20 protein-coding genes are annotated in these 25,343 nt (G+C 65.3%); 16 read left to right on the top strand and 4 right to left on the bottom strand.

What is annotated here, in order from left to right:
• The 8 genes from AC0IYS_RS26685 (at position 1) to corA (ending at position 7,328) form a co-directional block, all read left to right on the top strand.
• Positions 1 to 594, top strand: a complete 594-nt coding sequence (locus tag AC0IYS_RS26685; RefSeq protein ID WP_471708009.1) for a chorismate--pyruvate lyase family protein — start codon at positions 1 to 3, stop codon at positions 592 to 594.
• 20 nt (positions 595 to 614) lie between these two features.
• On the top strand, positions 615 to 2,669 hold the full coding sequence (locus AC0IYS_RS26680; RefSeq protein WP_471708007.1) for a ribonuclease catalytic domain-containing protein: 2,055 nt from the start codon (positions 615 to 617) through the stop codon (positions 2,667 to 2,669).
• Complete coding sequence (locus AC0IYS_RS26675; RefSeq protein WP_471708006.1) at positions 2,666 to 3,376, top strand: DUF6445 family protein; 711 nt, start codon at positions 2,666 to 2,668, stop codon at positions 3,374 to 3,376. The genes AC0IYS_RS26680 and AC0IYS_RS26675 overlap by 4 nt, the downstream gene beginning before the upstream one ends.
• Before the next feature lie 76 nt (positions 3,377 to 3,452).
• A complete protein-coding gene (locus tag AC0IYS_RS26670; protein WP_471708005.1) occupies positions 3,453 to 4,340 on the top strand; it encodes a TonB family protein in 888 nt (295 codons plus the stop codon).
• Between the two features lie 2 nt (positions 4,341 to 4,342).
• A complete protein-coding gene (aroE, locus tag AC0IYS_RS26665) occupies positions 4,343 to 5,161 on the top strand; it encodes a shikimate dehydrogenase (protein ID WP_471708942.1) in 819 nt (272 codons plus the stop codon).
• Positions 5,158 to 5,868 carry a monofunctional biosynthetic peptidoglycan transglycosylase gene (gene mtgA / locus AC0IYS_RS26660; protein WP_471708004.1) on the top strand — a complete coding sequence of 237 codons (711 nt, stop codon included), beginning with the start codon at positions 5,158 to 5,160 and terminating at the stop codon, positions 5,866 to 5,868. Before aroE ends, mtgA begins: the two co-directional genes overlap by 4 nt.
• 29 nt (positions 5,869 to 5,897) lie before the next feature.
• On the top strand, positions 5,898 to 6,281 hold the full coding sequence (locus AC0IYS_RS26655) for a DUF4124 domain-containing protein (protein WP_471708003.1): 384 nt from the start codon (positions 5,898 to 5,900) through the stop codon (positions 6,279 to 6,281).
• Positions 6,282 to 6,362: 81 nt separating this feature from the next.
• Positions 6,363 to 7,328, top strand: coding sequence for a magnesium/cobalt transporter CorA (gene corA / locus AC0IYS_RS26650; protein ID WP_363497984.1), 966 nt, complete (start codon positions 6,363 to 6,365; stop codon positions 7,326 to 7,328).
• A 75-nt stretch (positions 7,329 to 7,403) separates the two neighbouring features.
• On the opposite strand, the gene AC0IYS_RS26645 is transcribed toward corA, so the two are convergent.
• Both AC0IYS_RS26645 and AC0IYS_RS26640 read right to left on the bottom strand, forming a co-directional pair.
• Positions 7,404 to 9,038, bottom strand: a complete 1,635-nt coding sequence (locus AC0IYS_RS26645; protein WP_471708002.1) for a methyl-accepting chemotaxis protein — start codon at positions 9,036 to 9,038, stop codon at positions 7,404 to 7,406.
• Positions 9,039 to 9,222: 184 nt separating this feature from the next.
• Positions 9,223 to 9,963, bottom strand: coding sequence for a GAF domain-containing protein (locus tag AC0IYS_RS26640; RefSeq protein ID WP_471708001.1), 741 nt, complete (start codon positions 9,961 to 9,963; stop codon positions 9,223 to 9,225).
• A gap of 296 nt (positions 9,964 to 10,259) precedes the next feature.
• On the opposite strand from AC0IYS_RS26640, the gene AC0IYS_RS26635 reads away from it, so the two are divergent.
• Both AC0IYS_RS26635 and AC0IYS_RS26630 read left to right on the top strand, forming a co-directional pair.
• A complete protein-coding gene (locus AC0IYS_RS26635; RefSeq protein WP_471708000.1) occupies positions 10,260 to 11,990 on the top strand; it encodes an ABC transporter permease in 1,731 nt (576 codons plus the stop codon).
• Positions 11,991 to 12,015: 25 nt separating this feature from the next.
• The gene (locus AC0IYS_RS26630; RefSeq protein ID WP_471707999.1) at positions 12,016 to 13,299 is read left to right on the top strand and encodes an ABC transporter ATP-binding protein; all 1,284 of its coding nucleotides are present in this window, start codon (positions 12,016 to 12,018) and stop codon (positions 13,297 to 13,299) included.
• Positions 13,300 to 13,469: 170 nt separating this feature from the next.
• Here the strand turns inward: AC0IYS_RS26630 and hemL are convergent, their stop codons facing one another.
• On the bottom strand, positions 13,470 to 14,774 hold the full coding sequence (gene hemL / locus AC0IYS_RS26625; protein ID WP_471707998.1) for a glutamate-1-semialdehyde 2,1-aminomutase: 1,305 nt from the start codon (positions 14,772 to 14,774) through the stop codon (positions 13,470 to 13,472).
• A gap of 45 nt (positions 14,775 to 14,819) precedes the next feature.
• Entirely contained in the window at positions 14,820 to 15,671 is an 852-nt protein-coding gene (gene thiD / locus AC0IYS_RS26620) for a bifunctional hydroxymethylpyrimidine kinase/phosphomethylpyrimidine kinase (protein ID WP_471707997.1), read from the bottom strand.
• Between the two features lie 57 nt (positions 15,672 to 15,728).
• Between thiD and AC0IYS_RS26615 the strand changes: the two genes are divergently transcribed.
• From AC0IYS_RS26615 to AC0IYS_RS26590, 6 genes are all read left to right on the top strand, one after another.
• Positions 15,729 to 15,920: a rubredoxin gene (locus AC0IYS_RS26615; RefSeq protein ID WP_301547057.1), complete on the top strand. Its 192-nt coding sequence runs from the start codon at positions 15,729 to 15,731 to the stop codon at positions 15,918 to 15,920.
• 109 nt (positions 15,921 to 16,029) lie between these two features.
• The gene (locus AC0IYS_RS26610) at positions 16,030 to 16,452 is read left to right on the top strand and encodes a response regulator (protein ID WP_090323653.1); all 423 of its coding nucleotides are present in this window, start codon (positions 16,030 to 16,032) and stop codon (positions 16,450 to 16,452) included.
• Between the two features lie 19 nt (positions 16,453 to 16,471).
• Positions 16,472 to 16,855, top strand: coding sequence for a response regulator transcription factor (locus AC0IYS_RS26605; protein WP_471707996.1), 384 nt, complete (start codon positions 16,472 to 16,474; stop codon positions 16,853 to 16,855).
• Positions 16,856 to 16,858: 3 nt separating this feature from the next.
• Positions 16,859 to 17,449: a chemotaxis protein CheW gene (locus AC0IYS_RS26600; RefSeq protein WP_471707995.1), complete on the top strand. Its 591-nt coding sequence runs from the start codon at positions 16,859 to 16,861 to the stop codon at positions 17,447 to 17,449.
• Positions 17,450 to 17,511: 62 nt separating this feature from the next.
• Positions 17,512 to 19,827, top strand: a complete 2,316-nt coding sequence (locus AC0IYS_RS26595) for a methyl-accepting chemotaxis protein (protein ID WP_471707994.1) — start codon at positions 17,512 to 17,514, stop codon at positions 19,825 to 19,827.
• Positions 19,828 to 19,865: 38 nt separating this feature from the next.
• Positions 19,866 to 25,343, top strand: coding sequence for a hybrid sensor histidine kinase/response regulator (locus tag AC0IYS_RS26590; RefSeq protein WP_471707993.1), 5,478 nt, complete (start codon positions 19,866 to 19,868; stop codon positions 25,341 to 25,343).

Here is a 25,343-nt window from a genome sequence, read left to right as displayed (position 1 = left end):
TTGTCGTCGCCCACCCGTGGCGCTTCCCTGCGACAGACCCGATGGCAGCCGCATGTGCTGGGCTTGAACGCGCCGCCGTCGTTGCGTCCGTGGCTGACGGAAGGCGGCTCCTTGACCGCCAGACTGAAGGATCACAGCCAGACTTTCCGCGTGCAGTGCTTGCATCAGCGCGTCGCCCGCTGCCTGTCCGACGAGGCCGCCGTGATCGGCCTGCACCGCCCCGGCCGCGTGTGGGAGAGGGAAGTGCTGCTGCGGTGTGATAATACGCCCGTGGTCTTCGCGCACACGGTGGTGCCGATGTCGGCCACGGCGGCCGATTGGCCTTTATTTAGCGCGCTGGGCGAGCGCTCGCTGGGGACGACCTTGTTTGGCGACCCGCAAGTGCGGCGCGGCGTTTTGGAATTTGCAAGATTGCGGGAAGGGCATCCGTTGGCGCAGCGTGCGGCGGCGGCCCTTTTCCTTCAAAACGAGGCGCCTCCGCAAGAGCGCATATTATATGCACGGCGCTGTTTATATCGGCGCCGTCAGGGTACTCTGCTGGTCACGGAAGTGTTTCTGCCTTCCGTGCTGGCCCTGCGCAGTCATAACGAATAAACAACGAACAGAAGCGAGCAATGAATCTATTTTTCGAAGAATCCGGCGATTTCAAGGTCGGGACCATGATGTCGCAAGCAGGCGAGGCCTATCAGGTGGAGATGGCCAGCGGCAAGCGCAGCAAGGTCAAGATCAAGGACGTGCTGCTGCAGTACGAGAAGCCGTCGCCGACGGATTTGATGGAACAGGCCAAGGCCGTTGCCGCCGAGATCGACCTCGACTTCCTGTGGGAAGTGGCGGGCGAGGAGGAGTTCGGCTTTGCCGAGCTGGGCGCCGAGTACTTCGGCCACGCGCCGCTGCCGGCCGAAGCCGCCGGTCTGATCCTGAGCCTGCACTCCGCGCCGATCTATTTCTACAAGAAGGGCCGTGGCCGCTACAAGGCCGCGCCTGAGCAATCCTTGCGCGCGGCGCAGGCCGGTATCGAGAAAAAGAAACAGCAGGCGCTGGTCCAGGCCCAGTATGTCGAAGAGCTGAAAGCCAACAAGTTGCCGGAAACGATGAAAAACATCGTCATGCAACTGCTGTTCAAGCCGGACAAGAATGCGATCGAATACAAGGCGATGGAAGCGGCTTGCAATGAATTGCACACCAATCCGCAGCGTTTGATGCTGGCCGTCGGCGGCGTGGAGTCGCCGAAGGCGCTGCACATGGCCAAATTCCTGTTCGAGAGCTTCCCGCGCGGCGCCGGTTTCCCGGATGTGCCGGTGCCGGCGGTGCCGACCAAGCTGCCGCTGGCCGACGTCAAGGCGTTCTCGATCGACGACGTCACCACCACCGAGATCGACGACGCGTTTTCGGTCACCAAGCTGGCCGACGGCAACGTCAAGATCGGCATCCACATCGCCGCGCCGGGCCTGGGCATCAAGCCGGACGACGCGGTCGACAAGATGGCGCGCGCGCGCATGTCCACCGTGTACATGCCGGGCGATAAGATCACCATGCTGCCTGACAGCATCGTCGAAGCGTTCACCCTGGCCGAAGGCAAAACCTGCCCGGCGCTGTCGCTGTACGCCACCCTGAACCCGGCCGACTGGTCGGTGATCGCCACCGAGACGCGCGCCGAGATGGTGCCGATCCAAAGCAATCTGCGCCACAACGACCTGGACGATCTGGTCAACGAGGAAACCCTGGCCAGCGGCGAGGGCGAGTACCCCCACAAGGAAGAACTGGGCCTGATCTGGCAGTGGGCGCAGGTGCTGGAGGCGGCGCGCATGGTCAAGCGCGAAGGCTTCGGCCTCAAGCCGGAACAGAACAACCGCGTCGATTTCAACTTCTACGTGGAAAACGATATCGTCACCGTCAGCCGCCGCAAGCGCGGCGCGCCGCTGGACAAGATCGTCGCCGAGCTGATGATCTTCGCCAACAGCACCTGGGGCAAGCTGATGCACGACCACGGCGTGCCGGGCATCTACCGCAGCCAGGGCCAAGGCGTCGGCGGCTGGGCCGCCAAGATGCAGGTGCGCATGGTGACCCATGCCGCGCCGCACCAGGGCCTCGGTGTCGACCAGTACGCATGGAGCACGTCGCCATTGCGTCGCTATACCGATCTGGTCAATCAGTGGCAAATCCTCGCGTGCGCCGAGCACGGCGTGACGGCGCCGCTGGTGGCGCCGTTCAAGCCGAAGGATTCGGCGCTGTTCGCCATCGTGTCGCAGTTCGACGCGGCCTACGCGGCCTATGGCGACCACCAGTCGAACATGGAACGCTACTGGTGCCTGCGCTGGCTGGGCCAGGAAAACGCCCGCCAGGTCGAAGCGGTCGTGCTCAAGGACGAGGTGTTGCGCCTGGTCGATATTCCACTGATCATCCGTCTGCCGGGCATGCCGTCGGTGGCGCGCGGCGCGCAGGTCAAGATCGACATCCTGCGCTGGGACGAGGTCGACCTGTCGATCGAAGCGCGCATCCTGGAAATCCCGACCACGGAAACGGTCGCGGCCGACGCCGAGCTGGACTACGAAGAGGAGGAGGCGATTCCTGCCGCCGACGCCAACGATCCCGAGGCCGCCGAGGAAAACACGGCCGAAGTGAGCGCGGCAGCGGAAGAGGCGACAGCGAGCGAGCCGCCGGCCGCATGATGTTCAATCCGCGCGCCAAGATCAGCGTCGTACCCTTGTACGGCGACGAAAACCTGGTCATCGTCGACGATTTGCTGCTGGAACCGCGCAAGATGATCGACCTCGCCAGCCGCTCGCGCGCGGAATTCAGCGATGCCGACCACAACTACTTTCCCGGCCCCGAACTGAACCTGACGCCGGAGCTGACCCAGGCCTTCGACCAGTTCGTGGTCCAGCATGTGCGCAAGCTGCTCGGCGCGCGCCGCACCACGATGCTGGCAACGCGGCTGGCATTGGCCACGCTGCAGCCGCCGCAGCTGCGCAATTTGCAGCGCGTCTGCCACTTCGACACCGTGCCCCAGCCCAACCGGGCGGGCACCGGCGCCATGGTGCTGTATCTGTTCGAGGACCCGCGCCTGGGCGGCACCGGCTTCTTCCGGCAAACCTGTTCGGGTGCCGAGTTCGAGCACATGGTGTTGCAAGCGGACGTGCTGGATCGCCAGGCATTTACCGCGCTGACCGGCGCCGGCGACGGCTACGCGGTGGACTCGGACCGTTACTTTGAGAAGGTCTACACCGCGCAGCCGGCTTTCAACCGCGCCATCTTCTACCACGGCACGGTGCTGCACAGCGCCGACATCCACAGTCCCGCGCTGCTGCGCGACGACGTGCATACGGGGCGGCTGACCGTCAACGCCTTCTTCAACTTGCGCCGCAACGCCGCCTGATGAGGGTGGTAAATCGGTTAAAATCAGCCACCGCCCTGGCGCACCGCCTTGAACCGACGAAACTGAAGCCCGCCGCGTGAAATCCTTCAAAGAAAACCGCTTCCTGTACATCGCCATCGGCATCTCGGTGGTTGCGCACGCCGCCATGCTCGCTGTGCGCTTTGTCGCCCCGGCGCCGGCGCCGGTCAAACCCACCGATCCCGGCCTGGAAGTCATCCTGGTCAACGCCAAGCACAGCAAAGCTCCGCTGAAGGCCGAGGCGCTCGCCCAGGCCAACCTGGACGGTGGCGGCAACGTCGACAAAGGCCGTTCGAAATCGCCGCTGCCGGACATGCGCAAGACCGAAGACGGCGAAAGCATCAAAGCCTCCAAGCGCCGCATCGCCGAGCTCGAAGAACGACAGCGCAACCTGCTGACCCGCGTCGCCAAGCCAGATCCGTTCAACGCGCCGCCGGTGACCGAAAAGACCGCGCCCGATCCGCTGCCGAGCGGCGCGGACCTGCTCGACTCGAGCAAGGCGATCGCCCGCCGCGCCGCCGAGATCAGCGAAACCATCGAAGACCAGAACAAGCGGCCGAAGAAAACCTTCATCACGCCGAGCACGCGCGGGGTTGGCTACGCGATGTACTACAAATCGCTGCAAAAGCGGATCGAAGATATCGGTACGCTGAACTTCCCCCAGAAAAACGGCCGCAAGCTGTATGGCCAGCTGGTGTTGTCGATCCCGGTTTTCCAGGACGGCACGATTTACGAGAAGGAAGGCGGCATCAAGGTCGACCGCAGTTCCGGCAACGCCGCGCTGGACGACGCCGCCATCAACATCGTGCGCCGCGCGGCGCCGTTCGGCAAATTCCCGCCGAACATGCTGTCGGCCGACAAAGACGATCTGTGGGTGATCGTCACGACATTCAAATTTACCCGCGACGACAAACTACAAGCCGACATGAGCGGCGGAGGACGATGACGATGGATCGCTATTGCGTGTTCGGCAACCCGATTGCCCACAGCAAATCGCCCGAGATACATGCCGCCTACGCGGCGCAGACCGGTCAAGACCTGCACTACGAAAAACGGCTGGCGCCGCTGGACGGCTTTGCCGCCGCGGTGCACGCCTTCATCGCCGAAGGCGGCAAAGGCGCCAACGTTACCGTGCCGTTCAAGCTGGAGGCGGTCAAGGTCGCCAACGCGCTGACGATACGCGCGCAGGCGGCCGGCGCCGTCAACACCTTGCACTTCACCGAGGACGGCATCATCGGCGACAACACCGACGGCGCCGGCCTGGTGGCGGACATCGTCGGCAACGCCGGGGTGGCGATCACCGGCAAGCGCGTGCTGTTGCTGGGCGCGGGCGGCGCGGCGCGCGGCGTCGTGCTGCCGATCCTGGAGTATTGTCCGGCCCAGCTGGTCATCGCCAACCGCACCGTGGCCACGGCCGTGGCGCTGGCGGAACAGTTTGCCGCGCTGGGCGGCGAGGGCGTGGTGTCGGGCTGCGGTTTCGCCGACATCGACGGCCGCTTCGACATCGTTATCAACGCCACCGCCGCCAGCCTGAGCGCCGAAGTGCCGCCGATACCGCCTTCGGTGTTCGCGCCGGGTTCGCTGGCTTTCGACATGATGTATTCAAAGTCCCCCACCGTATTTTTGCAGTTTGCCGCCCAACACGGCGCACGGCTGCGTGACGGCCTGGGCATGCTGGTGGAGCAGGCGGCCGAGGCGTTCAGCGTCTGGCGCGGCGTGCATCCGGCCACCGGCGACGTGCTGCAACGTCTGCGCGAACAGCTATGAGCGCCGCCAAGGGTGGTCGCAAGTTCGCCTGGGTGAAGTGGATCTTCATCCTGCCGGTGCTGCTGTTCGTGGCGGTGCAGCTGTATTTTTTCCTGCAGATCTGGTGGTGGGTCGACCATAATCCGTCGCGCACCAGCTTCATGCGCCAGCAGGAGTCGGCGTTGAGGGAAAAGAATCCCAACGCCGAGATCAAGCAGGTCTGGGTGCCGTACAACCGCATCTCCAAGAATCTGAAACGCGCCATCATCGCCTCGGAAGACGCCAACTTCTCCGAGCACCAGGGCGTGGACTGGGAGGCGCTGCAAAAAGCCTACGAGAAAAACACCAAGAAGAGCAAGGTGGTGGCGGGCGGTTCGACCATCACGCAGCAGCTGGCGAAGAACCTGTTCCTGTCCGGCTCGCGCAGTTACCTGCGCAAGGGCCAGGAGCTGATCATCACCTATATGCTGGAAACGTTGATGGAAAAAGAGCGCATCTTCGAGATCTACCTGAACGTGGTGGAGTTCGGCAGGGGGATCTTCGGCGCCGAGGCGGCTGCGCAGCATTATTACCGCGTGAGCGCGGCCAACCTGGGCGCGTCGCAAGCGGCCAAGCTGGCGGTGATGCTGCCGAATCCGCGCTTCTACGACACGCACCGCGACTCCGGCTATCTGGCGCGGCGCACCGGCGTCATCCTGCGCCGCATGGGATCGGCGGAGCTGCCGTAGGGAGCGTTGGCCCCATCTGGAGGTATCGTATGCAAAAACGGCAAAGCGGTTTTGGGTTGATCCAGGTGGCCATCATCATGGCCGCGCTGGCGGCGGTGGCGATGGCTTTCTTGATGTCGGCGCGGCACGAGCGTAATTTTTTCACCGAGGGTCTGGCCCGGCTGACCGGCAAACCGCCGGCGCCGCCGGGAGCGGCCAACGCCGACGCCGCCCCCTCCGCGCCGGCCGGCGTGCTGCGCAAATGCGTCATCGACGGCAAAACCGTGCTGTCCGATGTCGACTGCAAGGACGGCAAAGTGGTCAAATCCATCGACACGCGCGGCATCGAGGCGCCGAAACCGCCCAAGCCGGACCCGACCGAGGCCGCCCCGCAGTCGGCAACCGATAAAATGATCGAAAAAGCGACCCGCTAGGGCGAAAAACCGCGTCGCAGGCTGGCCTCGGCGGGGGCTTTGCGGGTACACTTGCGCTGTTTCCAGAAGGCTCGCGTACCCATGATCAATGTTTTCGTTCTCCAGAATGGCCGACTCAACCAGGTGCCCATCGACAGCCGCTCGGACCTGGAACAGGTTGAGCCGGTATGGGTCGACCTGACCGACCCGACGGACGACGAACGCGCATGGGTCAAGGCCATCTACGGCGTGACCCTGCCGGGCGAGGACGAAGTCAAGGACATCGAGGCGTCGGCCCGCTATTACGAAGCGGAAAACGGCGACTTGCACCTGCGCACCGACTTCCTGCTGGAAGAGGAGGACGGCCCGTCGCGCATCGTCACCGTCGCCTTCATCCTGGCGCGCAAGATGCTGTTCTCGGTCCATACCGACGACTTGCCGGTGTTCCGCCTGGTGCGCATGCGCGCCCGCTCGCGGCCCGGTTCCATCGCCGACTACATGGACGTGCTGCTCGACCTGTACGCGACCGACGCCGAATATTCGGCCGACGCGCTCGAAGGCATCTATCAGAATCTGGAAGAGGTCAGCGGCCGCGTGCTGCAGGAACAGTTCACCGACCAGGACGCGGCCGCCGCGCTGAATTCCATCGCCCACGAGGAAGACTTGAACGGCCGCATCCGCCGCAACATGATGGATACGCGGCGCGCCGTCAGTTTTTTGATGCGCGGACGCTTGCTCAATTCCGAGCAGTTCGAAGAGGCGCGCCAGATTCTGCGCGACATCGAATCGCTGGACGGCCACACGTCCTTCCTGTTCGACAAGATCAACTTCCTGATGGACGCCACGGTCGGCTTCATCAACATTAACCAGAACAAGATCATCAAGATCTTCTCGGTGGCCAGCGTGGCCTTCCTGCCGCCCACCCTGATCGCGTCGATCTACGGCATGAACTTCAAATGGCTGCCGGAACTGGAATGGTCGTTCGGCTATCCGTTCGCCATCGTGCTGATGGTCACCAGCGCCATCGCGCCGTTCTGGTACTTCCGCCGGCGCGGCTGGTTGAAGTAACTTCCCGAGGCGCGCGCCGTCACGTTGACGGCGCTACCGCTCACCTCGTGTCCGAATGACAGACTTGACCCCAGGTTAGCCGCGCGCCAGGCGCAGGCTTGGACGGGCGCTTGCCTTGCTGGTTTGGGCGCGCGGCTGGGCCACGGCGACGTGGCCGCGATCGCCTTCGAGCTTGAACTGGCCGACCAGGCCGTGCAGGCTCGCCGCCTGCTCTTGCAATTCCTGGGCGGCGGCGGACGCTTCTTCGACCAGCGCGGTGTTTTGCTGCGTCATGCCGTCCATCTCGCCAATCGCGCTGCTCACTTCAGCGATGCCGTGGCTTTGCTCGGCGCTGGCGACGCTGATTTCGCCCATGATCTCCGTTACGCGCTTGACGCTGTCGACCACCGCGTGCATCGTCGTGCCGGCCTTGAGCACCAGTTCCGACCCGGTGCCGACCTTGGTGACGGAGTCATCGATCAGCGCCTTGATTTCCTTGGCGGCGGCGGCCGAGCGCTGGGCCAGGTTGCGCACCTCGGTGGCCACCACCGCAAAGCCGCGGCCCTGTTCACCGGCGCGGGCCGCTTCGACCGCCGCGTTCAGAGCCAGGATGTTGGTCTGGAAGGCGATGCCGTCGATGACGGAAATGATGTCGACGATCTTCTTCGACGATTCGTTGATCGAGCCCATCGTGTCGGTCACTTGCTGCATGACTTCGCCGCCTTGCTCGGAGACCGACGAGGCGGTCTGGGCCAGCGTGTTGGCTTGCTGGGCGTTGCTGGCGTTCTGTTTCACGGTCGAGGTCAGTTCTTCCATCGCGGTGGCGACTTTTTCCAGCGACGACGCTTGCGTGGCGGTGCGGGACGACAGGTCTTCATTGCCGTGGGCGATCTCGGACGAGGCGCTGGCGATCGCGTCCGTACCCTGGCGCACCTGGCCGACGATGGACGCCAGGCTGTCACGCATGGTCTTGATGGCGTAAATCAGGCTGTGGTGGTCGCCGTCCTTGACGTCGACGTTGACGGCCAGGTCGCCCTCGGCGATCTGGATCGCGATCTCGGCGGCGTAGGCCGGCTCGCCGCCGAGCTGCTTGAGCAACAGGCGTTTGATCAGGCCGGCGATCAGCACGCTCAGGATGAAGGCGGCGATGGTCAGGGTGATAGTCCAGCTGCGGGCGGTGGCGGCGCTGGCTTCGGACTCGTCGCTGGCGGCGGCCGCTTCCTTTTGTTCCTGGGTCATCAGCAGGGCGATGTCGGCAACGATCTGACGGCGCAGCGGGCTGCATTCCTTGACCAGGAAGGTGCCGAATGCCTCCATTTGTTTCCCCTCGCGCAGTTTGCGCGGCTGCTTCAAGGCGTCGGCCATCGTCAGCAGGCCGGCTTTCACCTTGTTGAACTGGGCGTCACCGCCGAAGGCCGGGCCCATCTTTTCGACGGCCGCCAGGTAGATTGCTTTTTGCTCGTCGACGATGGACAGTTCCTTGGCGGCCTCGGCGTCGTCGTTGAAGATAAAGGCGTTGCGCGCGGCCAGGCCGGTTTGTGCCAGCGCTTCGCGGGCCACGTACAGCGGTGCCAGGCGGTCGTCGTTGATACGTTCCTGTTGTTTGAAAGCGGCGCCGATCGACGAAACACCGAGGATCGATACGGCGGCAAGGATCAGCATAAAGGCGGTCAGCAGGCCAAAGCCCAAGCTTAGTTGGGTACCGATCTTGAGTTTTTTAAATGCGTTCATAATATTTTCCGGACATGTTTGATGGTTTCCACAAAATCCGGCGTAGGCCTGGCGAGGGAAACGGAACCGCTAAGCGGCGACAATGGTGTGTGATTGGCTGTCGCAAGAGCTGGGCGAGGCCGTATTTACAATTAATTTTTGAACGCGCCGGCGGGGGTGGGGGCGGCGGGTCGTACTGCGATCCTTAGCGCGGAACGCGGCGCTGAATTTCTTCCGATGCCAACGCCGCCAGTTCGCGCAGCGAGCGCACTTCGCGGTCCCTGAGTTTGCGCGGCTCCCGATCCAGGATGCACAAGGTGCCCAGTGGATGGTTGCCGCTGTCGAGCAGGGGAAACGCGGCGTAAAAACGAATATGGGGTTCGCCGATGACCAGCGGATTGTCCTGGAAACGTGGGTCGCGGGTTGCGTCCTCCACAGTGAACAGGCCGTTTTGCAGGATCGCGTGGCTGCAGAACGCCCAGTCGCGCGGCGTCTCGCTCGCGTCGATGCCGATGCGCGATTTGAACCATTGGCGCCGCGAGGTCAGCAAACTGATCAGCGCCATCGGCGAGTCGGTGACCTGGCTCGCCAGCCACGTCAGGCGGTCGAACACCGACTCCGGTGGCGTGTCGATCAGCCGCGCGGCGTCGAGCGCCAGCAGGCGCTCGGCTTCGTCGTGCGCGACCGGGTACAGCGGCGCGGCGGCCGGCAGGAATTCGACTCCGCTGGCGGCCTTGGGCTTGGCGGCCCCGGCCGGCGCGATATCGTCGTTGCGCTGCTCCATCAGGCGCCGGACCGCGCTCAGGCGCACACGGCGGTGGCCGCCGGGCGTCTTCCACGATGGAATCGCGCCGTTTTCTATCCATAGCTGGGCCGTGCTGACGGCGACGCCGAGCAACTCGGCGGTGGCGCGCGTGGTCAGGACGGAGTCTTTGCTATGGGGCATGGTTCACTTTCTTGTTTGGGTGGTTCAACACATCTTGGATGGGATTGTACATAATTTCCATGTGGAAACACAAGAAAATGATGAAAATGATGATTGAGTTGTCGTTGTGCAACGAAATATTGCCTGATTATGACGATCCACGGTCGGGTGCATCTCGGTGGACTCAGATTCGTCATTTATGAAATTTCCGTGGTCTGAAAAATGGCCCAGCGCTTCATGAACTTTCATAACCGTAATAGAGCTGACACCTGTTTCCTTTAAAATGGCCGCCAGTCACACTCTACCGGCCATAAGTCATGAACAAGAAACGCCAATTTTTCCCCCGCCAGGTGGTCGAGGCCGGCGGCAACCGCTGGGACTGGGCGCTGCTGCCCATCGTGCTGGCCGTGTTCGTGCTGCTGGCCTACGGCGGCCAGCAGATGGCGCGGCCCTACGAGCTTGGCCAGGCGCTGCCGCTGTCGCTCGATCCGGTCAACCTGCCTTACTATCTGCTGCGCACCACCTTGCGCATGTTTATCGCGTTGGGCGCGTCCGTCGTCTTCGCCTGCGTGTTCGCCGCGCTGACCACCAAATACAAGCTGGCCGAGAAGGTGCTGGTGCCGCTGCTCGACATCCTGCAGTCGATCCCCATCCTCGGCTTCCTGTCGATCACGGTGACGGCCTTCATCGCGCTGTTCCCCGGCAACCTGCTGGGCGTGGAATGCGCGGCGATCTTTGCCATCTTCACGTCGCAGGCGTGGAACATGGCCTTCTCCGCCTACCAGGGCTTCCGCAATGTGCCGGCCGAGTTGTCGGAGGCGGCCAGCGTGTTCCAGCTGTCGGGCTGGCAGCGCTTCTGGCGCCTGGAGCTGCCGTTCGCCATGCCCGGCCTGTTGTGGAACATGATGATGTCGATGTCCGGCGGCTGGTTCTTCGTGGTGGCGTCGGAGGCCATCTCGGTCTCCAACCAGAACATCAAGCTGCCCGGCATCGGCTCGTACATCGCGCTGGCGATCGAGCGCAGCGACCTTGGCGCGATGGGTTGGGCGGTGTTCGCCATGCTGATCGCGGTGCTGATGTACGACCAGCTGTTCTTCCGGCCCTTGCTGGCGTGGGCCGACAAGTTCCGCTTCGAGGAAACCGGCGGCGACACGGCGCAGCAATCGTGGCTGCTCACGTGGCTGCGCCGCACCGAGCGCACGCAGGCGCTGGTGGCGTGGTGCGGCGACCTGCTGTCGCGCTCCATCGCGCTGTTCCGCCTCGGGCACGACGGCACCTCGATCCGCGCCCGCCGCCACACGCAGGCGCGCGGCGCCCAGCGGGTGTGGGACGCGATCATCGCCGCCGTGGTGTTCTACGCCTTGTGGACCCTGGGGCATTTCATCAGCACGGAGGTTGGCTGGAGCGAGGTCGGACACGTGTTCGTGCTGGGGCTTTACACCTTGCTGCGCGTGGTGTTGCTGCTGGCGCTGGCGGCGGTGATCTGGGTGCCGGTCGGCGTCTGGATCGGCATGAACCCGCGCTGGGCCTCGCGCACGCAGGCGGTGGCGCAGTTCCTGGCCGCGTTCCCGGCCAACCTGGTGTTCCCGGTGGCGGTGATCCTCATCATGCGCTTCAACCTGAATCCGGACATCTGGCTGTCGCCGCTGATGATCCTCGGCACCCAGTGGTACCTGCTGTTTAACGTGATCGCCGGCGCCTCGACGATACCGACCGAGCTGCGTCACGCGGCGCAGAACTTCGGCCTGACCGGCTGGCTCAAATGGCGGCGCTATCTGCTGCCGGCCATCTTCCCCAGCTTCGTCACCGGCGCCATCACGGCGTCGGGCGGCTCGTGGAACGCCAGCATCGTGGCCGAATACGTCAGCTGGGGCAGCACCACCGTCAAGGCGCATGGACTGGGCAGCTACATCGCCGAGATGACCGCCACCGGCGACTTTCCGCGCATCGCGCTGGGCATCGGCGTGATGTGCATCTTCGTCATGGGCTTCAACCATTTCGTCTGGCGCCGTTTGTACACGCTGGCCGAGAGCCGGCTGCATTTCTAGTCGCATTTTCTGTATTGGGACCATCATGAGCACACCTATCGTCGAATTGAAATCGGTCGGCAAACACTTCCGCGCCGCCGACGGCTCCGCGCGCGCGGTGCTGCAGGGCGTCGACTTCACCCTGCACGAGGGCGAGATCGTGGCGCTGCTGGGGCAGTCCGGCTCGGGCAAATCGACCATGCTGCGCATCATGGCGGGACTGATTCCGGCCGACGACGGCCAGGTGCTGTATCGCGGCATGCCGCTGTACGGCACGGCGCGCGGCATCCGCATGGTGTTCCAGTCGTTCGCGCTGTTCCCGTGGCTGACGGTGCAGAAGAATATCGAGCTGGGACTGGAGGCCCAGGGCATGCCGGCGGCGGAGCGCGCGCAGCGCGCCGAGAAGGTGATCGATTTGATCGGCCTGTCGGGCTTCGAGGGCGCGCTGCCGCGCGAGCTGTCCGGCGGCATGCGCCAGCGCGTCGGCATCGCCCGCGCGCTGGTGATGGAGCCGGAAGTGCTGCTGATGGACGAGGCGTTTTCCGCGCTGGACGTGCTGACCGGCGAGCGCCTGCGCGAGGAGATCCTGGAACTGTGGCAGTCGGGGCGGATTCCGACCAAGGCGATCCTTGTCGTTTCGCACAACATCGAGGAGGCGGTGATGATGGCGGACCGGGTGCTGATCTTTGCCAGCGATCCGGGACGGGTGCGGGCCGAGCTGCCGATTTCGCTGCCGCAGCCGCGCAAGGCGGAGGGGCCCGAGGTGCGTCACCTGATCGACCAGGTGTACGAGTTGATGACGGCGGGAGCGGGTCGGCGCGGCTTGATCAGCGAGAAGGAGGTCAAGCTGCAGCTGGGCGACCGCCTGCCGCAGGCGAACATCGCGCACATGGAGGGGATACTGGAGTTGCTGGCCGAGGAGCCGTTCTCGGGGCGGGCCGATTTGCCGCAGCTGGCCGAGGAGACGGAATTGACCGACGCCGAGCTGCTGGAGGTGCTCAACGCGCTGATTTTGCTGGGATTCGCCTATCTGACCAACGGCGATATTCTGCTGACGGAGCTGGGCGGGCGCTACGCGGTGGCTGCCAACGCCGAGCGGCAGGCGATGTTCGGGGCGCAGTTATTGGAGCATGTGCCGCTGGTGGCGTACATCTGCCATGGGCTCAAGCAGGACAAGTCGGGGGATTTGCCGGAGGAGCTGTTCCTCAAGCTGCTGCGCTTTACGCTCAGCGACGAAGAGGCCGAGCGCGCGCTGCGCGTGGCCATCGAGTGGGGGCGGTACGGGGATCTGTTCGAGTACAACTTCAATACAGGTGTGATCGAAACCTGATGCGCCGGTGGCGGCTCGGCGATGGCGGATTACGCGCTGCGCGCTAATCCGCCCTACGTGTCTCCGTGGTGTGCAATCGATGCGTCCTTAGGCGGACGTCGGCAATTCGCGCAAACACGTAGGGCGGATTAGCGCAGCGTAATCCGCCATGTGCGCGCCGCCAGCGGCCCTTATGCGGCCAGGCGCTTGAACACCCGGCTTGCCGCCGCGATGGTCTCGTCGATCACTTCATCGCTGTGCTGCGCCGAGACGAACCCCGCCTCGAAGGCGGCCGGCGCGAAATACACGCCCTCGTCCAGCATCGCGTGGAAGAAGGTGTTGAAGCGCGCGCGGTCGCCGGCCATCATCTCGGCGTAGTTGTTCGGCGGCGTCTCGCTGAAATACAAACCGAACATTCCACCCACCGAATCGGCGCAGAACACCACGCCGGCCGTCTTGGCCGCCTCGGTCAATCCCGCCGCCAGACGCGCCGCCGTGGCGCTTAATTTCTCGTAAAAGCCCGGCTCCTGGATGATCTTCAACGTCGTCATCCCGGCCGCCACCGCCACCGGATTGCCCGACAACGTGCCCGCCTGGTACACGGCGCCCAGCGGCGCCATGTTGCCCATCAACTCGGCGCTGCCGCCGAAGGCCGCCACCGGCAAGCCGCCGCCGATCACCTTGCCCAGCGCCGTCAGATCGGGCTTGATGCCGTACAGTTCCTGCGCGCCGCCCAGCGCCACGCGGAAGCCGCACATCACTTCGTCGAAGATCAGAATGGAGCCGTATTTGGTGCACAGCGCGCGCATCGCCTGCAGGAAGGCCTCGCTGGCCTTGATCAGGTTCATATTGCCGGCCACCGGTTCGACGATGACGCAGGCGATGTCGTCGCCGAACGAGGCGAACGCCTCTTCCAGCTGCTCGACGTTGTTATAGTCCAGCACCAGCGTGTGCTTGACGAAGTCCTCCGGCACGCCGGCCGACGTCGGATTGCCGAAGGTGAGCAGGCCGCTGCCCGCCTTGACCAGCAGCGAATCGGCGTGGCCGTGGTAGCAGCCTTCGAACTTGACGATCTTGTCGCGGCCCGTGGCGCCGCGCGCCAGGCGCAGCGCGCTCATGGTCGCCTCGGTGCCCGACGAGACCAGGCGCACCTGCTCGATCGACGGCACCAGGCGGCAGATTTCCTCGGCCATCAGCACTTCGCCCTCGGTCGGCGCGCCGAACGACAGGCCGCGCGCGGCCGCCTCCTGCACCGCCTTGACCACTTCCGGATGCGCGTGGCCGACGATGGCCGGGCCCCAGGAGCCGATGTAGTCGATATAGCGTTTGTCGTCGGCGTCCCAGAAGTACGGGCCCTCGGCGCGGGTGATGAAGCGCGGCGTGCCGCCGACAGAACGGAAGGCGCGCACCGGCGAGTTGACGCCGCCCGGCGTGGTTTTCTGGGCGCGTTCGAACAGGATGTCGTTTTTCGAGGTGTTGAGCGTATTCGTAGTCATGTTGGCATCTTCAATATCAGGTGTGGGGACGGCCGGCGTCGGCGATTACTGCATGTCGGCGGCCGTGGTCAGCAAATGGAAAAAGCGGTTGGGCACGAACTTGCCCATGCCGTAGCGCTGCGCGTGCGCCAGCGCGCCGACGGTGTATTCCTGCGCCGCCGCCACCGCCTCGGGCACGTCGGCGCCACGCGCCATGAAGGCGGTGATCGCCGCCGACAAGGTGCCGCCGGCGCCGAGGAAGGGACCAGGCAGGTGTTGCCAGGCGTCGTGGCTGACCATGCCCTCGGCGCCGAACAGCGTGTTGGCCAGGATGTTGGGCGAGGTCGGGTCGCCCTGCGGCGTGCCGGCGGCGGTGCCGGTGACGAGCACGAATTCGCAGCCCAGGGCCAGCAGGTGCTCGACGTCCGATTCGAGCGTGTCCTCGGCGCCTTCGCGCCAGGTCTCGGCCAGCCGGCCCAGTTCCACCAGCGACAGCATCAGCAGGGTCGCCTGCGGCACCAGCAGCTGGCGCACGGCGGTGAGCAGTTCCTCGGCGTCGTCGTCAGGCAGGTCGGGCAGGCGGGAACTGAACGGATCGAGGATCAGCGGCGCGTCCGGATAGTCGGACAGGATCTCGGCGATCGCCGCCACCTGTTCGATGTTGGTCAGCGCGCCGACCTTGAAGGCGGCCATGGTCATGTCCTCCAGGACCACGCGCGCCTGGTCGGAAACCCAGTCCGGATCGATTTCCTGCACGTCCTCGACGCGCGCGCTGTCGCCGATCAACAACGCGGTGGTGACCGCCAATCCGGTGCAGGAGAGGGCCGAAAAAGCCGCCAGGTCGGCCTGGACGCCCATCGCGCCGGCCGGATCGGCAGCGCCGAAGCTTAATATGAGAGGAGAAGTTTGGTTTTGCACGGCTGGTAGATTAAGATACCTAATTCAGCATTTTACTTGATTGAAGGGTGGCAGAACGTGAGTAGCAATGAAACAACGCAGGAGTTCCAGACCTGGATGTGCCTGATCTGTGGCTGGATCTACGACGAGCAGGCCGGACTCCCGGACGAAGGCATCGCCCCCGGCACCCGCTGGGCCGACGTGCCGATGAACTGGAGCTGCCCGGAATGCGGCGCCCGCAAGGACGATTTCGAGATGGTCGCCATCTGACACAAGCCGGCGCACGGTGATTTTATCCGGCCGGGAGCGCCCGGCGCCAGCAAGGCGCGCCGGGCGCGCCGCCTATGCTATCGTGTAGCATCATCCCAGCGATTCGATTATGACGACCACGCCGCAAGCCAATGTGACCGATTCGGCACTGAAAATCATGGTGATCGACGATAGCAGCACGATACGTCGATCGGCCGAGATTTTTCTGAGCCAGGCCGGCTACCGGGTGGTGCTGGCCGAAGACGGCTTCGACGCCCTGGCCAAGATCAACGACCACCACCCGGCGCTGGTGTTTTGCGACATCCTGATGCCGCGCCTGGACGGTTACCAAACCTGCGCCCTGATTAAAAAAAGCGCGAAATTCCATGCCACGCCGGTGCTGATGCTGTCCTCCAAGGACGGCCTGTTCGACCGCGCGCGCGGCGCGATGGTCGGCTCGGCCGCCTACCTGACCAAACCTTTTACCAAGGACAGCCTGCTGGCCGCCGTGCGCGAGCACACCGGCGGCGCGTCCGTGCCGTCACCAGAATAAGAAAGCCGCAGAGGGAATTATGGCCATACACCGCATTTTGATCGTCGACGATTCGCCCACCGAACGTTACTACCTGACCGATATCCTGGTGCGCAACGGCTTTTCGGTGTCGGTGGCCGAAAACGGCGAGGAGGCGCTGGTCAAGATCAAGGCCGACAAGCCGCAGCTGATCCTGATGGACGTGGTCATGCCCGGCGCGAACGGCTTCCAGGTCACCCGCTCGATCGCCCGCGATCCGGCGCTGCAGGACGTGCCGGTGATTATCTGCTCAAGCAAAAACCAGGAGACCGACCGTATCTGGGGCCTGCGCCAGGGCGCGCGCGACTACCTGGTCAAACCGGTCGACGCGGCCGATCTGCTGGCCAGGATCGCCGCCCTGGATGTGCAGGCGGGCCAAGACTAAGCGATGGACAGCCACGCGCCCGACAGCACCGCCGACGATACCGCCGATAACAGCGGCTCGCCGGCCGGCACGGAACGCCGCAGCCGCCTGCGCCAGTACCAGGTGCAGCTGCTCGAGCGCATGCAAGCCGCCAAGACCGGGGCCAACGTCGGCGGTCGCGAACTGGGTGTGCTGATCGGGGGCCGTCGGTGCCTGCTGGACCTGACCCAGATCGGCGAGATCGTGCCGCCGCAACCGGTGACGCCGGTGCCGCTGACGCGGGACTGGTACCAGGGCCTGGCCAATATACGCGGCAACCTGACCGGCGTGGTCGACCTGGCGCGCTTCCAGTGGCAGGGCGCCGGCGCCGACGGCACCACGCTGTCGGAGCGCCGCTTCATCACCTTTGCGCCGGGGCTGGGCTTTAACTGCGCATTGCTGGCCGGGCGCGTACTGGGCCTGCGCAAGCTGGCCGACATGCAGGCGGCGGCGCCTGCGGAAGGCGCGCCGGCGTGGTGCGGACAGCGCTTCGACGACGCCGAGGGTCAAAGCTGGACCCGGATCGACCTGGCGCAGCTGGTGCGCGACCCTGCGTTTCTGCAAGTTGGCTTCTGATGCACGTACACTGCGGATGATGGAGAATCGCGGGTCGCATAAATTAATCCGGAGAGGGTGGAATGGCTTTCAAGATGGGTAGTTTCTCGAATGGCAACCGGAATGCCGACCAGGACCCGACAGCGAACGCGGAATTCGGCGAGGCCGGCGATTCGCAGTTCATGGATGCCGCCGCCGGGACCGGAAACACCCCCAACGCCGCCGCCGACGGCGGCGCCCCGCTGCGCCTGCGCGATGCGCTGGGCCGCCTCGGCACCCGCGTGGCGCCCGCCGAAACCGCCGCCGGCTTCAAACTGCCGTTGATCGGCCATCTGCCGGCGCAGCGCCAATTGAGCATCTTGTCGACCGCGCTGGCCGTGAGCCTTGGCGCGAGCGCGGTGTTCGTCGCACTCAACACCATCCACAGCGCCAACCGCTCGGCCCAAACCCAGGTCGCCAGCGACGCGTTGATGCACTCGCAGCGCATCGGCAAGGCCGCGCCGAACGCCGTGCAGGGCAGCGCCGAAGGCTTTCGCCAGCTCGAGGAAAGCCGCAAGGAGCTCAATAACGACATCAAGCTGATGACGCGCGGCGGTACCTACCAGGGGCGCGAAATCGGCGAGCCGCGCGCCGACCTGGCGCCGGTGGTGGCCGCCGCGAGCAAGCAGTGGAGCGCGACCGACATCGCCGCCGACACCATCCTGACCCTCAAGGGAGACCTGAGCGGCGTCGATAAGACGCTACAAAAACTCAACACGATGTCGCCCGACCTGCTGGCGCGCACCGAGGAAATCACCGCCATCAAGCTGCAGCGCGGGGGCACGGGGCGCGAGCTGGCGGCGCTGGGCGGGCTGTCGATGCTGACCCAGCGCATGAGCCGCGGCGCCAGCGAATTCCTGACCGCCGGCGGCATCAGCTCCGAAACGGCGTTCCAGCTGGGACGCGACACCACCGTGTTCCGCAACACGGTCGACGGTTTCCTCAACGGCAGCGCGCCGCTGGGCGTCGCCGCCGTGCGCGATCCGGACCTGCGCGAGAAGTTCACCGCGCTCAAAGGCGACTTCGAGGAATATCAAAAGCTGGTGACGGCAATCCTCAACAAGCTGGATAAATTCAGCGCCGCGAAAACCGCCGAGCAGCTGATCTTCAACGACAACGAAGCGCTGCGCCAACGCCTGTCGGTGCTGCAGCAGGCCTACCGCGAAGACCAGGATTCGCTCGGCCCGACGTTCTGGCTGATGGTGGCCGGCGGCTTGCTCACGCTGATCATGGCGGCGGCCATCGGCCGGGTGCTGCTGATGGATTCCCACAACCGCACGCGCGGCGCCGACCGCCGCCGCCAGGAGGCGGAGGCGATGCGCCAGCAATCGCAGCGCAAGGAGGAGGAAGCCAAGGCCATGAACGACCAGAACCAGGCCGCGATCCTGCGCCTGATGAATGAGTTGCAGGAAGTGGCCGACGGCGACCTGACGGTGCAGGCCACCGTGTCCGAGGACATCACCGGCGCGATCGCCGATTCGGTCAACTACACGGTCGAAGAGCTGCGCGGGCTGGTGGGACGCGTGACCGCCACCGCCGAACAGGTGACCAAGGCTTCCACCCACGCGCAAAGCATCGCCGCCAACTTGCTGCAGGCGTCGCAGCGGCAGTCGCGCGAGATCCAGGACGCCAGCGCCACCGTGGCCAAGATGGCCAACGAGATCACCGACGTGTCGCGTTCGGCCAGCGAATCGGCCGACGTCGCGCGCCAGTCGGTGGCGGCGGCGCAGCAAGGGTCGACGGCGGTGGAAAACGCCATCAAGGGCATGCACGAGATCCGCGACCAGATCCAGGACACCTCCAAGCGCATCAAGCGGCTGGGCGAATCGTCGCAGGAGATCGGCGAGATCACCGAGCTCATTTCCGACATCACCGAACAGACCAACGTGCTGGCGCTGAACGCGGCGATCCAGGCCGCGTCGGCTGGCGAGGCGGGACGCGGCTTCTCGGTGGTGGCGGAGGAGGTGCAGCGGCTGGCGGAGCGCTCGGCCGAAGCGGCCAAGCAGATCGGCGCGCTGGTGCGCACGATCCAAACCGATACCCACGACGCGGTGGCGGCGATGGAAAAATCGACCCAGGGCGTGGTGGAAGGCGCGCGGCTTTCCGACGCGGCCGGCGCGGCGCTGAACGACATTTCCCAAGTGTCGAACCGCCTGGCCGAGCTGATTTCCGGCATTTCGCTCGCCACCGGCCAGCAGGCGACATCGGCCAACGGCGTCGCGAACAATATCCAGCACATCTTGACGGTGACCGAGCAGACGCAGGACGGCACGCAGCAAACCGCGCAATCGATCCATAAACTGTCGGTGCTGGCGCAGGAATTGAAAAACTCGGTGGCGCGATTCCGCATCGCGTCCTGAACGCACGCTGCGCACCTCATTGAAAGGCCTAGGCAAGCATGACCACAACTGATTTTTCGACACCGCAGCAACCGCCATTGGATACCGGGCCCCTGTCGTGGGTGATGGTGGAAATCCGGGAGTCGCTGGCGCGCTCCAGGACCGCGCTGGTCGAGGCGGGCGGCAGGGCGGCGGAAGATCAGGCGACGCAGCTGCAGCACGCGAAATCGCATTTGCACCAAGCCCACGGCGCGTTGCAGATGGTCGACATCGACGGCGTGAGCCAGATGACGCAGCTGGCCGAGGCGGCGCTGGACCGCTTCAAGGCAGGCACGGTCAAGTGCAGCACCGACCATGTGGAGGCGGTGTCGCAGCTGTATCAGGCGCTGGTCGAGTATCTGGAGGAGCTGCTGGATGGCGCGCCATCGCAGCCGGCCAGGCTGTTCCCGTACTACCGCGCGGTACAGGAGATGATAGGCGCCGACCGGATACACCCCGCGGACCTGTTTTTCCCGGATTTATCGCGGACGCCGGACCTGGATGTTATCGATGCCGGCGTCGACGAAGTTGTTGACTATTCGGCCTACCGCCAACGGTTCGAACGCGCGCTGCTGCCGTATATGAAAAGCACCGAACCTGCGCGGCAGCGGGAACACGCCGCCGCACTGCTCGACGCCGTGAAACTGGTCGCCGACGCGCAGCGGGACGAAAAGGCCGGCACCTTCTGGCTGGCGATGCAGGGCTTCGCCGAGCTGGTGGCCGGCGGCGAACTGGCCGGCGGCCTGTATGTGAAGCAGCTGTTCGGATTGATCAATCTGCAAATCCGCCGTTTGAGCCAGGGCACCGTCGCGCAGCCGGACACGATGCTGCGCGACGCGCTGTTCTTTATCGCGGCGGCCGGCGCGGACACCGAATCGCCGACGGCGAGGACGATGCGCGCCGTCTTCGCGCTCGACGGTCTGGCGCCGGCCGACTATGAGACCCGCCGCTACGGCCAGATCGACGACGAAGCGCTGGAGCGCGCCAAGACCGGCATGGCGCAGGCCAAGGCCAGTTGGGACAGGCTGGCCGACGCCGAGATCGATTCCGGCCTGGACGCCGCGTTCGACACCGCGCTGGCCGATGTCGCGGACGCATGCGACAAGCTGAATATTCCGGCCCTCAGCGCGCTGATGCGCCAGTTGGCCGAGGTGGCGCGCACCGCCGTCTCGGCCGGCCGCAGCGAGGAGCTGGCGCTGGAAATGGCGACCGCGCTGCTGTTCGCCGAGCATGGCCTGGAACAGATCCGCCACCTGCCGACCGACTTCGCGGCGAACGCCGATACGATAGGCGCGCGCTTGCTGGCGCTGGTGTCCGGCGATACGCCGCCGGAGCCGGCGCAGTGGCAGAGCGGTTTGGCGCGGCAGATGCGGCAGGACGATACGGCGATCGCGCTGGCGCTGGAAATGAAGACCGGCCTGCGCCAGGTGGAGAAGGTGCTCGACGAGTACTACATCGATCCGGCCAGGCGCCCGTCGCTGGGGGAACTCGATCCGGTGCTGCACCAGTTGCAGGGCGCGCTGGCGATGCTCGACCAGGAAGATGCGATGAAAGCGGCGCAGCATGTGAAGGCGGCGGTGCTGTCGCTGGCCACCGGCGGCGGCGATTCCACGCAGGAGTCGAAGACGCTCGACGACATCGCGCAGAATGTCGGCGCGCTGGGCTTCTTTGTCGACATGCTGGCGCAGAACGCGGCCGGCGCGCGCGAGCGTTTTACTTTCGATGCGCAGCAGGGGACCTTCCGTTCGGTGCCGTTCAAGAAAATGGCGGAGTCCGAATCGATCCCGGTGCTGGATCAGGAAGTGATGGCGCCCGCGCCGGCGTCGATGCCGGCCGAAGCGCCGCCGCCCGCCGCCAGCGACGCTGCGGTGGAGGCCGAGCTGCTGGAAATCTTCATCGCCGAGGCGCGCGAGGTGCTGGACTTTGTCGATGACACGCTGGCCAAGCCCCGTTCGGAATCCGGCGGCGAGCAGTCCCTGATCATGTTGCGCCGCTCTTTCCATACGCTCAAGGGCAGCGGACGGATGGTCGGGATGAACCAGTTCGCCGACGCCGCGCATGCGGTCGAGCGGGTGATGAACACCTGGCTGGCCGAGGAGCGACCTTCGTCCGACGCGTTGTTCTCGCTGCTGGCGGCCGTCGCGCGCGAGTTGCGTGCCTGGGTGGCGGAGTTGGCGTCCGCCGGCGTCTCGGCCCGCAATGCGAACGCGTTGGTGGCCGCCGCCCTGCGTGTTCGGGAGGGCGGCGAATTCTTCATCGAGGAGGCGGTACCGGCCCCGCCGCCGGCGCCTTCCTCCACCGGCAACGTCATCGAATTCCCCACCGCGGCGCCGCCGCTGGCGCCGCGCGACGACAACGTCAAGCATATCGGCGAGCTGGATATCCCTCTGCCGCTGTACAACATCTATCTGCACGAGACGGACGAACTGGTTCGCCTGCTGCAGCAGGATTTCGGCGAGTGGCGCCACGAGCCGCGCCGACCGGTCAATCCCGAGGCGCTGCAGGCGGCCCATACGCTGGCCGGCACGTCGGGCACGGTCGGCTTCAAGGTCTTGCGCGAAGTGGCGCTGTCGCTGGAGACGACGCTGCAAGCGTTGCTGCCGCCCGCCCCGCATCTGGATCAGGCGCAGCACGATCTGCTGGACTTCGCGATAGAGCGCATCCGCCAGATGCTGCAAAGCTTTGCGCAGGGCGAAATGCCCGCCGCGCAGCCGGAACTGATCGCCGCCTTGCGGCAGCTGAGCGGGGAACTGGCCGCCGCGCCGCCCGGCGCCGGCCAGGATATCGAGGCGCGTCTGGATGATCTGGTGGCGGAGACGATGGAAAACATCGCGTCGCCGCCGCAGCCGCCGGAGGCGGAGGAAACGCCGCTGGACCGTTTGTTCAGGGATGCCTACGACGTGCTTAGCGGGAGCGTGCCGGAATCGGACACCCCCGTGGCCGCGCCGGAGCCAAAAAAAGTCGAAGCGCGCGCCGATGACAGCATCGATGATTTGTTCAACGCGGCCTTTGACGACGCCTTCGCCGAGCCGCCGCTGAATATCGCCGCACCGTCGGAACCGGAACCGGAACCGTTACCGGAAGCGGAACCGGAACCGGAACCAGAGCCCGCTCCAACGCCGGACGCCGAGATCATCGAACTGGCCCCCGCCGAGCCGGAGATCCTGGCCGCCGCGCCGGCGCTCTTCAACGACGAGCTGGACGCCGATCTGCTGCCGGTCTTCCTTGAGGAGGGCGCCGACCTGCTGCCGCAAGTGGGCGAGGCGCTGCGCGCCTGGCAGCACAATCCCGCCGACACGTCCCACGCGCAAGGTTTGCTACGCCTGCTGCACACGGTCAAGGGCAGCGCGCGCATGGCGGGTGCGATGCGCCTGGGCCAGCATGCGCATGAAATCGAAACCCATATCGAAAACATGGTGCACGCCGGCTTCGCCACGCCGCAGGCGTTCGACGAACTGCTCGCGCACTACGACCACGCCTTGCTGCTGTTCGAACAATTGCAGCATCCCGACGCGCTCAAATCCGTCTCCGCCGAGAAGGGCGCCGCAGGCCTCGCGGCCGACGTGGACAGCATCGAAGCCGGCGCGCCGGCGACGATGGGCGGGGATGCGGCGCCGGCCGCCGGCATCGCGGCCACCGACGACGCCGGCGGCGGTCCGTCCGTGGCGCAGCCGGGAGAGGAACCCCCGGCCGGCGCCAAGTCGCCGCTGGTGCGCGTGCGCGCCGACATCCTGGACCGGCTGGTCAACCAGGCCGGCGAGGTGTCGATCTCGCGCTCCAGGCTGGAGAACGAAGTCGCCACCCTGCGCGCGTCGCTGCTGGACTTCTCCGAGAACCTTGCCCGCCTGCGCCGCCAGTTGCGCGAGGTGGAAATGCAGGCCGAATCGCAGATCGCCTCGCGCATGTCGGTGTCGAGCGAGCGTGAATTCGATCCGCTCGAATTCGACCGCTTCACCCGGCTGCAGGAGTTGACCCGGATGATGGCGGAAAGCGTCAACGACGTCGCCTCGTTCCACGAAAATCTGACCCGTGGCGTCGATACCGCCAGCAACGATCTGGTGCTGCAAGCGCGCCTCACGCGCGATCTCCAGCGCGACCTGATGCGGGTGCGCATGGTGCCGTTCGCCAGCATCTCGGAGCGGCTGTTCCGCGTGGCCCGTCAAAGCGCCAAGGAAGTGGACAAGCGCGTCAACCTGGACATCCGGGGCAGCGCGGTGGAGATCGACCGCAGCGTGTTGGAACGCATGGCCGCGCCGTTCGAGCACCTTCTGCGCAACGCCATCGCCCACGGCGTGGAGTCGCGCGCTGCCCGTGGCGAGGCTGGCAAGAGCGAGACCGGCGAACTGCTGGTGCAGGTCACGCAGCAGGGCAACGAGGTGGTCATCGAATTCAGCGACGACGGCGCCGGACTCGATCTGGAACGCATCCGCGCCAAAGCGATCAGCTGCGGCCTGCTGCTGGAAGGGGAAGAGGCCACCGAGGCGCAGATCGCCGATCTGATTTTCGAGCCGGGCTTCTCCACCGCCGAATCGCTGACCGAGCTGTCCGGGCGCGGCGTCGGCATGGACGTCGTGCAGTCGGAGGCGCAATCGCTGGGCGGGCGCGTCGACATGTTCTCCGAACCTGGCAAAGGCACCCGCTTCACGATCCGCCTGCCATTGACCTTGGCCGTGACGCAGGTCGTGCTGCTGGATGCTGGCGGCAAGACCTATGCCTTCCCGTCGATCCTGGTCGAACAGGTGCTGCAGATGAAGGACTCGGTATTGGCCGAGGCGCATCGAAGCGGCGTCGTGCCGATCCACGGGCATCAGGCGGCGCTGCATTATTTGCCTGCCTTGCTGGGCGCGGCGGACACGCCGCCGGCGCAGCGGTCGGCGCCCGTGATGATGCTCAAGAACGGCAACGAGCGGCTGGCGGTGCGGGTCGACGAGGTGCTGGGCAACCGCGAGGTGGTTATCAAGAATATCGGTCCGCAGTTGTCGCGCATGCCGGGCATCGCCGGGGCGACGGTGCTGGGGACGGGCGATATCGTGCTGATACTGAATCCGGTGGCGCTGGTGCAGCATCTGGCGCACCAGCCGGAGGCCCGGCGGCAGTATGCGCAGGCGGCCAGTCCGGCGCAGGCGCGTCCGAACGCGCGTTCCATCATGGTGGTCGACGATTCGATGACGGTGCGGCGCGTGACCCAGCGTTTGCTGGAGCGCGAAGGCTACCATGTCCTGTTGGCCAAGGATGGCGTGGACGCGCTGGAGCAGCTGCAGGACACGACGCCGGATTTGATGCTGGTCGATATAGAGATGCCGCGCATGGACGGTTTCGACTTGACCCGCAATGTGCGCGGCGATGAGCGGACCAGGGAGATTCCGATCATCATGATCACCTCGCGCAGCGCCGACAAGCACCGCAACTACGCCTTGCAGCTGGGCGTGAACGCGTATTTCGGCAAACCGTTCCAGGAGCCGGTGCTGCTGGAGGCGATCACCGGCTTGTTGAAATAA

The sequence above is a fragment of the Duganella sp. AC237 genome, from assembly GCF_979254035.1.
The sequence above is the reverse complement of the archived record's forward strand: the minus strand, read 5'-3'. Positions and strand labels throughout refer to the sequence as shown.

Bases quoted from the DNA above. Each gene is read 5' to 3' on its own strand.
- AC0IYS_RS26680 (WP_471708007.1), top strand. From the start codon at position 615: ATGAATCTATTTTTCGAAGAATCCGGCGATTTCAAGGTCGGGACCATG.
- AC0IYS_RS26675 (WP_471708006.1), top strand. From the start codon at position 2,666: ATGATGTTCAATCCGCGCGCCAAGATCAGCGTCGTACCCTTGTACGGC.
- aroE (WP_471708942.1), top strand. From the start codon at position 4,343: ATGGATCGCTATTGCGTGTTCGGCAACCCGATTGCCCACAGCAAATCG.
- mtgA (WP_471708004.1), top strand. From the start codon at position 5,158: ATGAGCGCCGCCAAGGGTGGTCGCAAGTTCGCCTGGGTGAAGTGGATC.
- AC0IYS_RS26655 (WP_471708003.1), top strand. From the start codon at position 5,898: ATGCAAAAACGGCAAAGCGGTTTTGGGTTGATCCAGGTGGCCATCATC.
- corA (WP_363497984.1), top strand. From the start codon at position 6,363: ATGATCAATGTTTTCGTTCTCCAGAATGGCCGACTCAACCAGGTGCCC.
- AC0IYS_RS26645 (WP_471708002.1), bottom strand. From the start codon at position 9,038: ATGAACGCATTTAAAAAACTCAAGATCGGTACCCAACTAAGCTTGGGC.
- AC0IYS_RS26640 (WP_471708001.1), bottom strand. From the start codon at position 9,963: ATGCCCCATAGCAAAGACTCCGTCCTGACCACGCGCGCCACCGCCGAG.
- AC0IYS_RS26635 (WP_471708000.1), top strand. From the start codon at position 10,260: ATGAACAAGAAACGCCAATTTTTCCCCCGCCAGGTGGTCGAGGCCGGC.
- AC0IYS_RS26630 (WP_471707999.1), top strand. From the start codon at position 12,016: ATGAGCACACCTATCGTCGAATTGAAATCGGTCGGCAAACACTTCCGC.
- hemL (WP_471707998.1), bottom strand. From the start codon at position 14,774: ATGACTACGAATACGCTCAACACCTCGAAAAACGACATCCTGTTCGAA.
- AC0IYS_RS26610 (WP_090323653.1), top strand. From the start codon at position 16,030: ATGACGACCACGCCGCAAGCCAATGTGACCGATTCGGCACTGAAAATC.
- AC0IYS_RS26605 (WP_471707996.1), top strand. From the start codon at position 16,472: ATGGCCATACACCGCATTTTGATCGTCGACGATTCGCCCACCGAACGT.
- AC0IYS_RS26600 (WP_471707995.1), top strand. From the start codon at position 16,859: ATGGACAGCCACGCGCCCGACAGCACCGCCGACGATACCGCCGATAAC.
- AC0IYS_RS26595 (WP_471707994.1), top strand. From the start codon at position 17,512: ATGGCTTTCAAGATGGGTAGTTTCTCGAATGGCAACCGGAATGCCGAC.
- AC0IYS_RS26590 (WP_471707993.1), top strand. From the start codon at position 19,866: ATGACCACAACTGATTTTTCGACACCGCAGCAACCGCCATTGGATACC.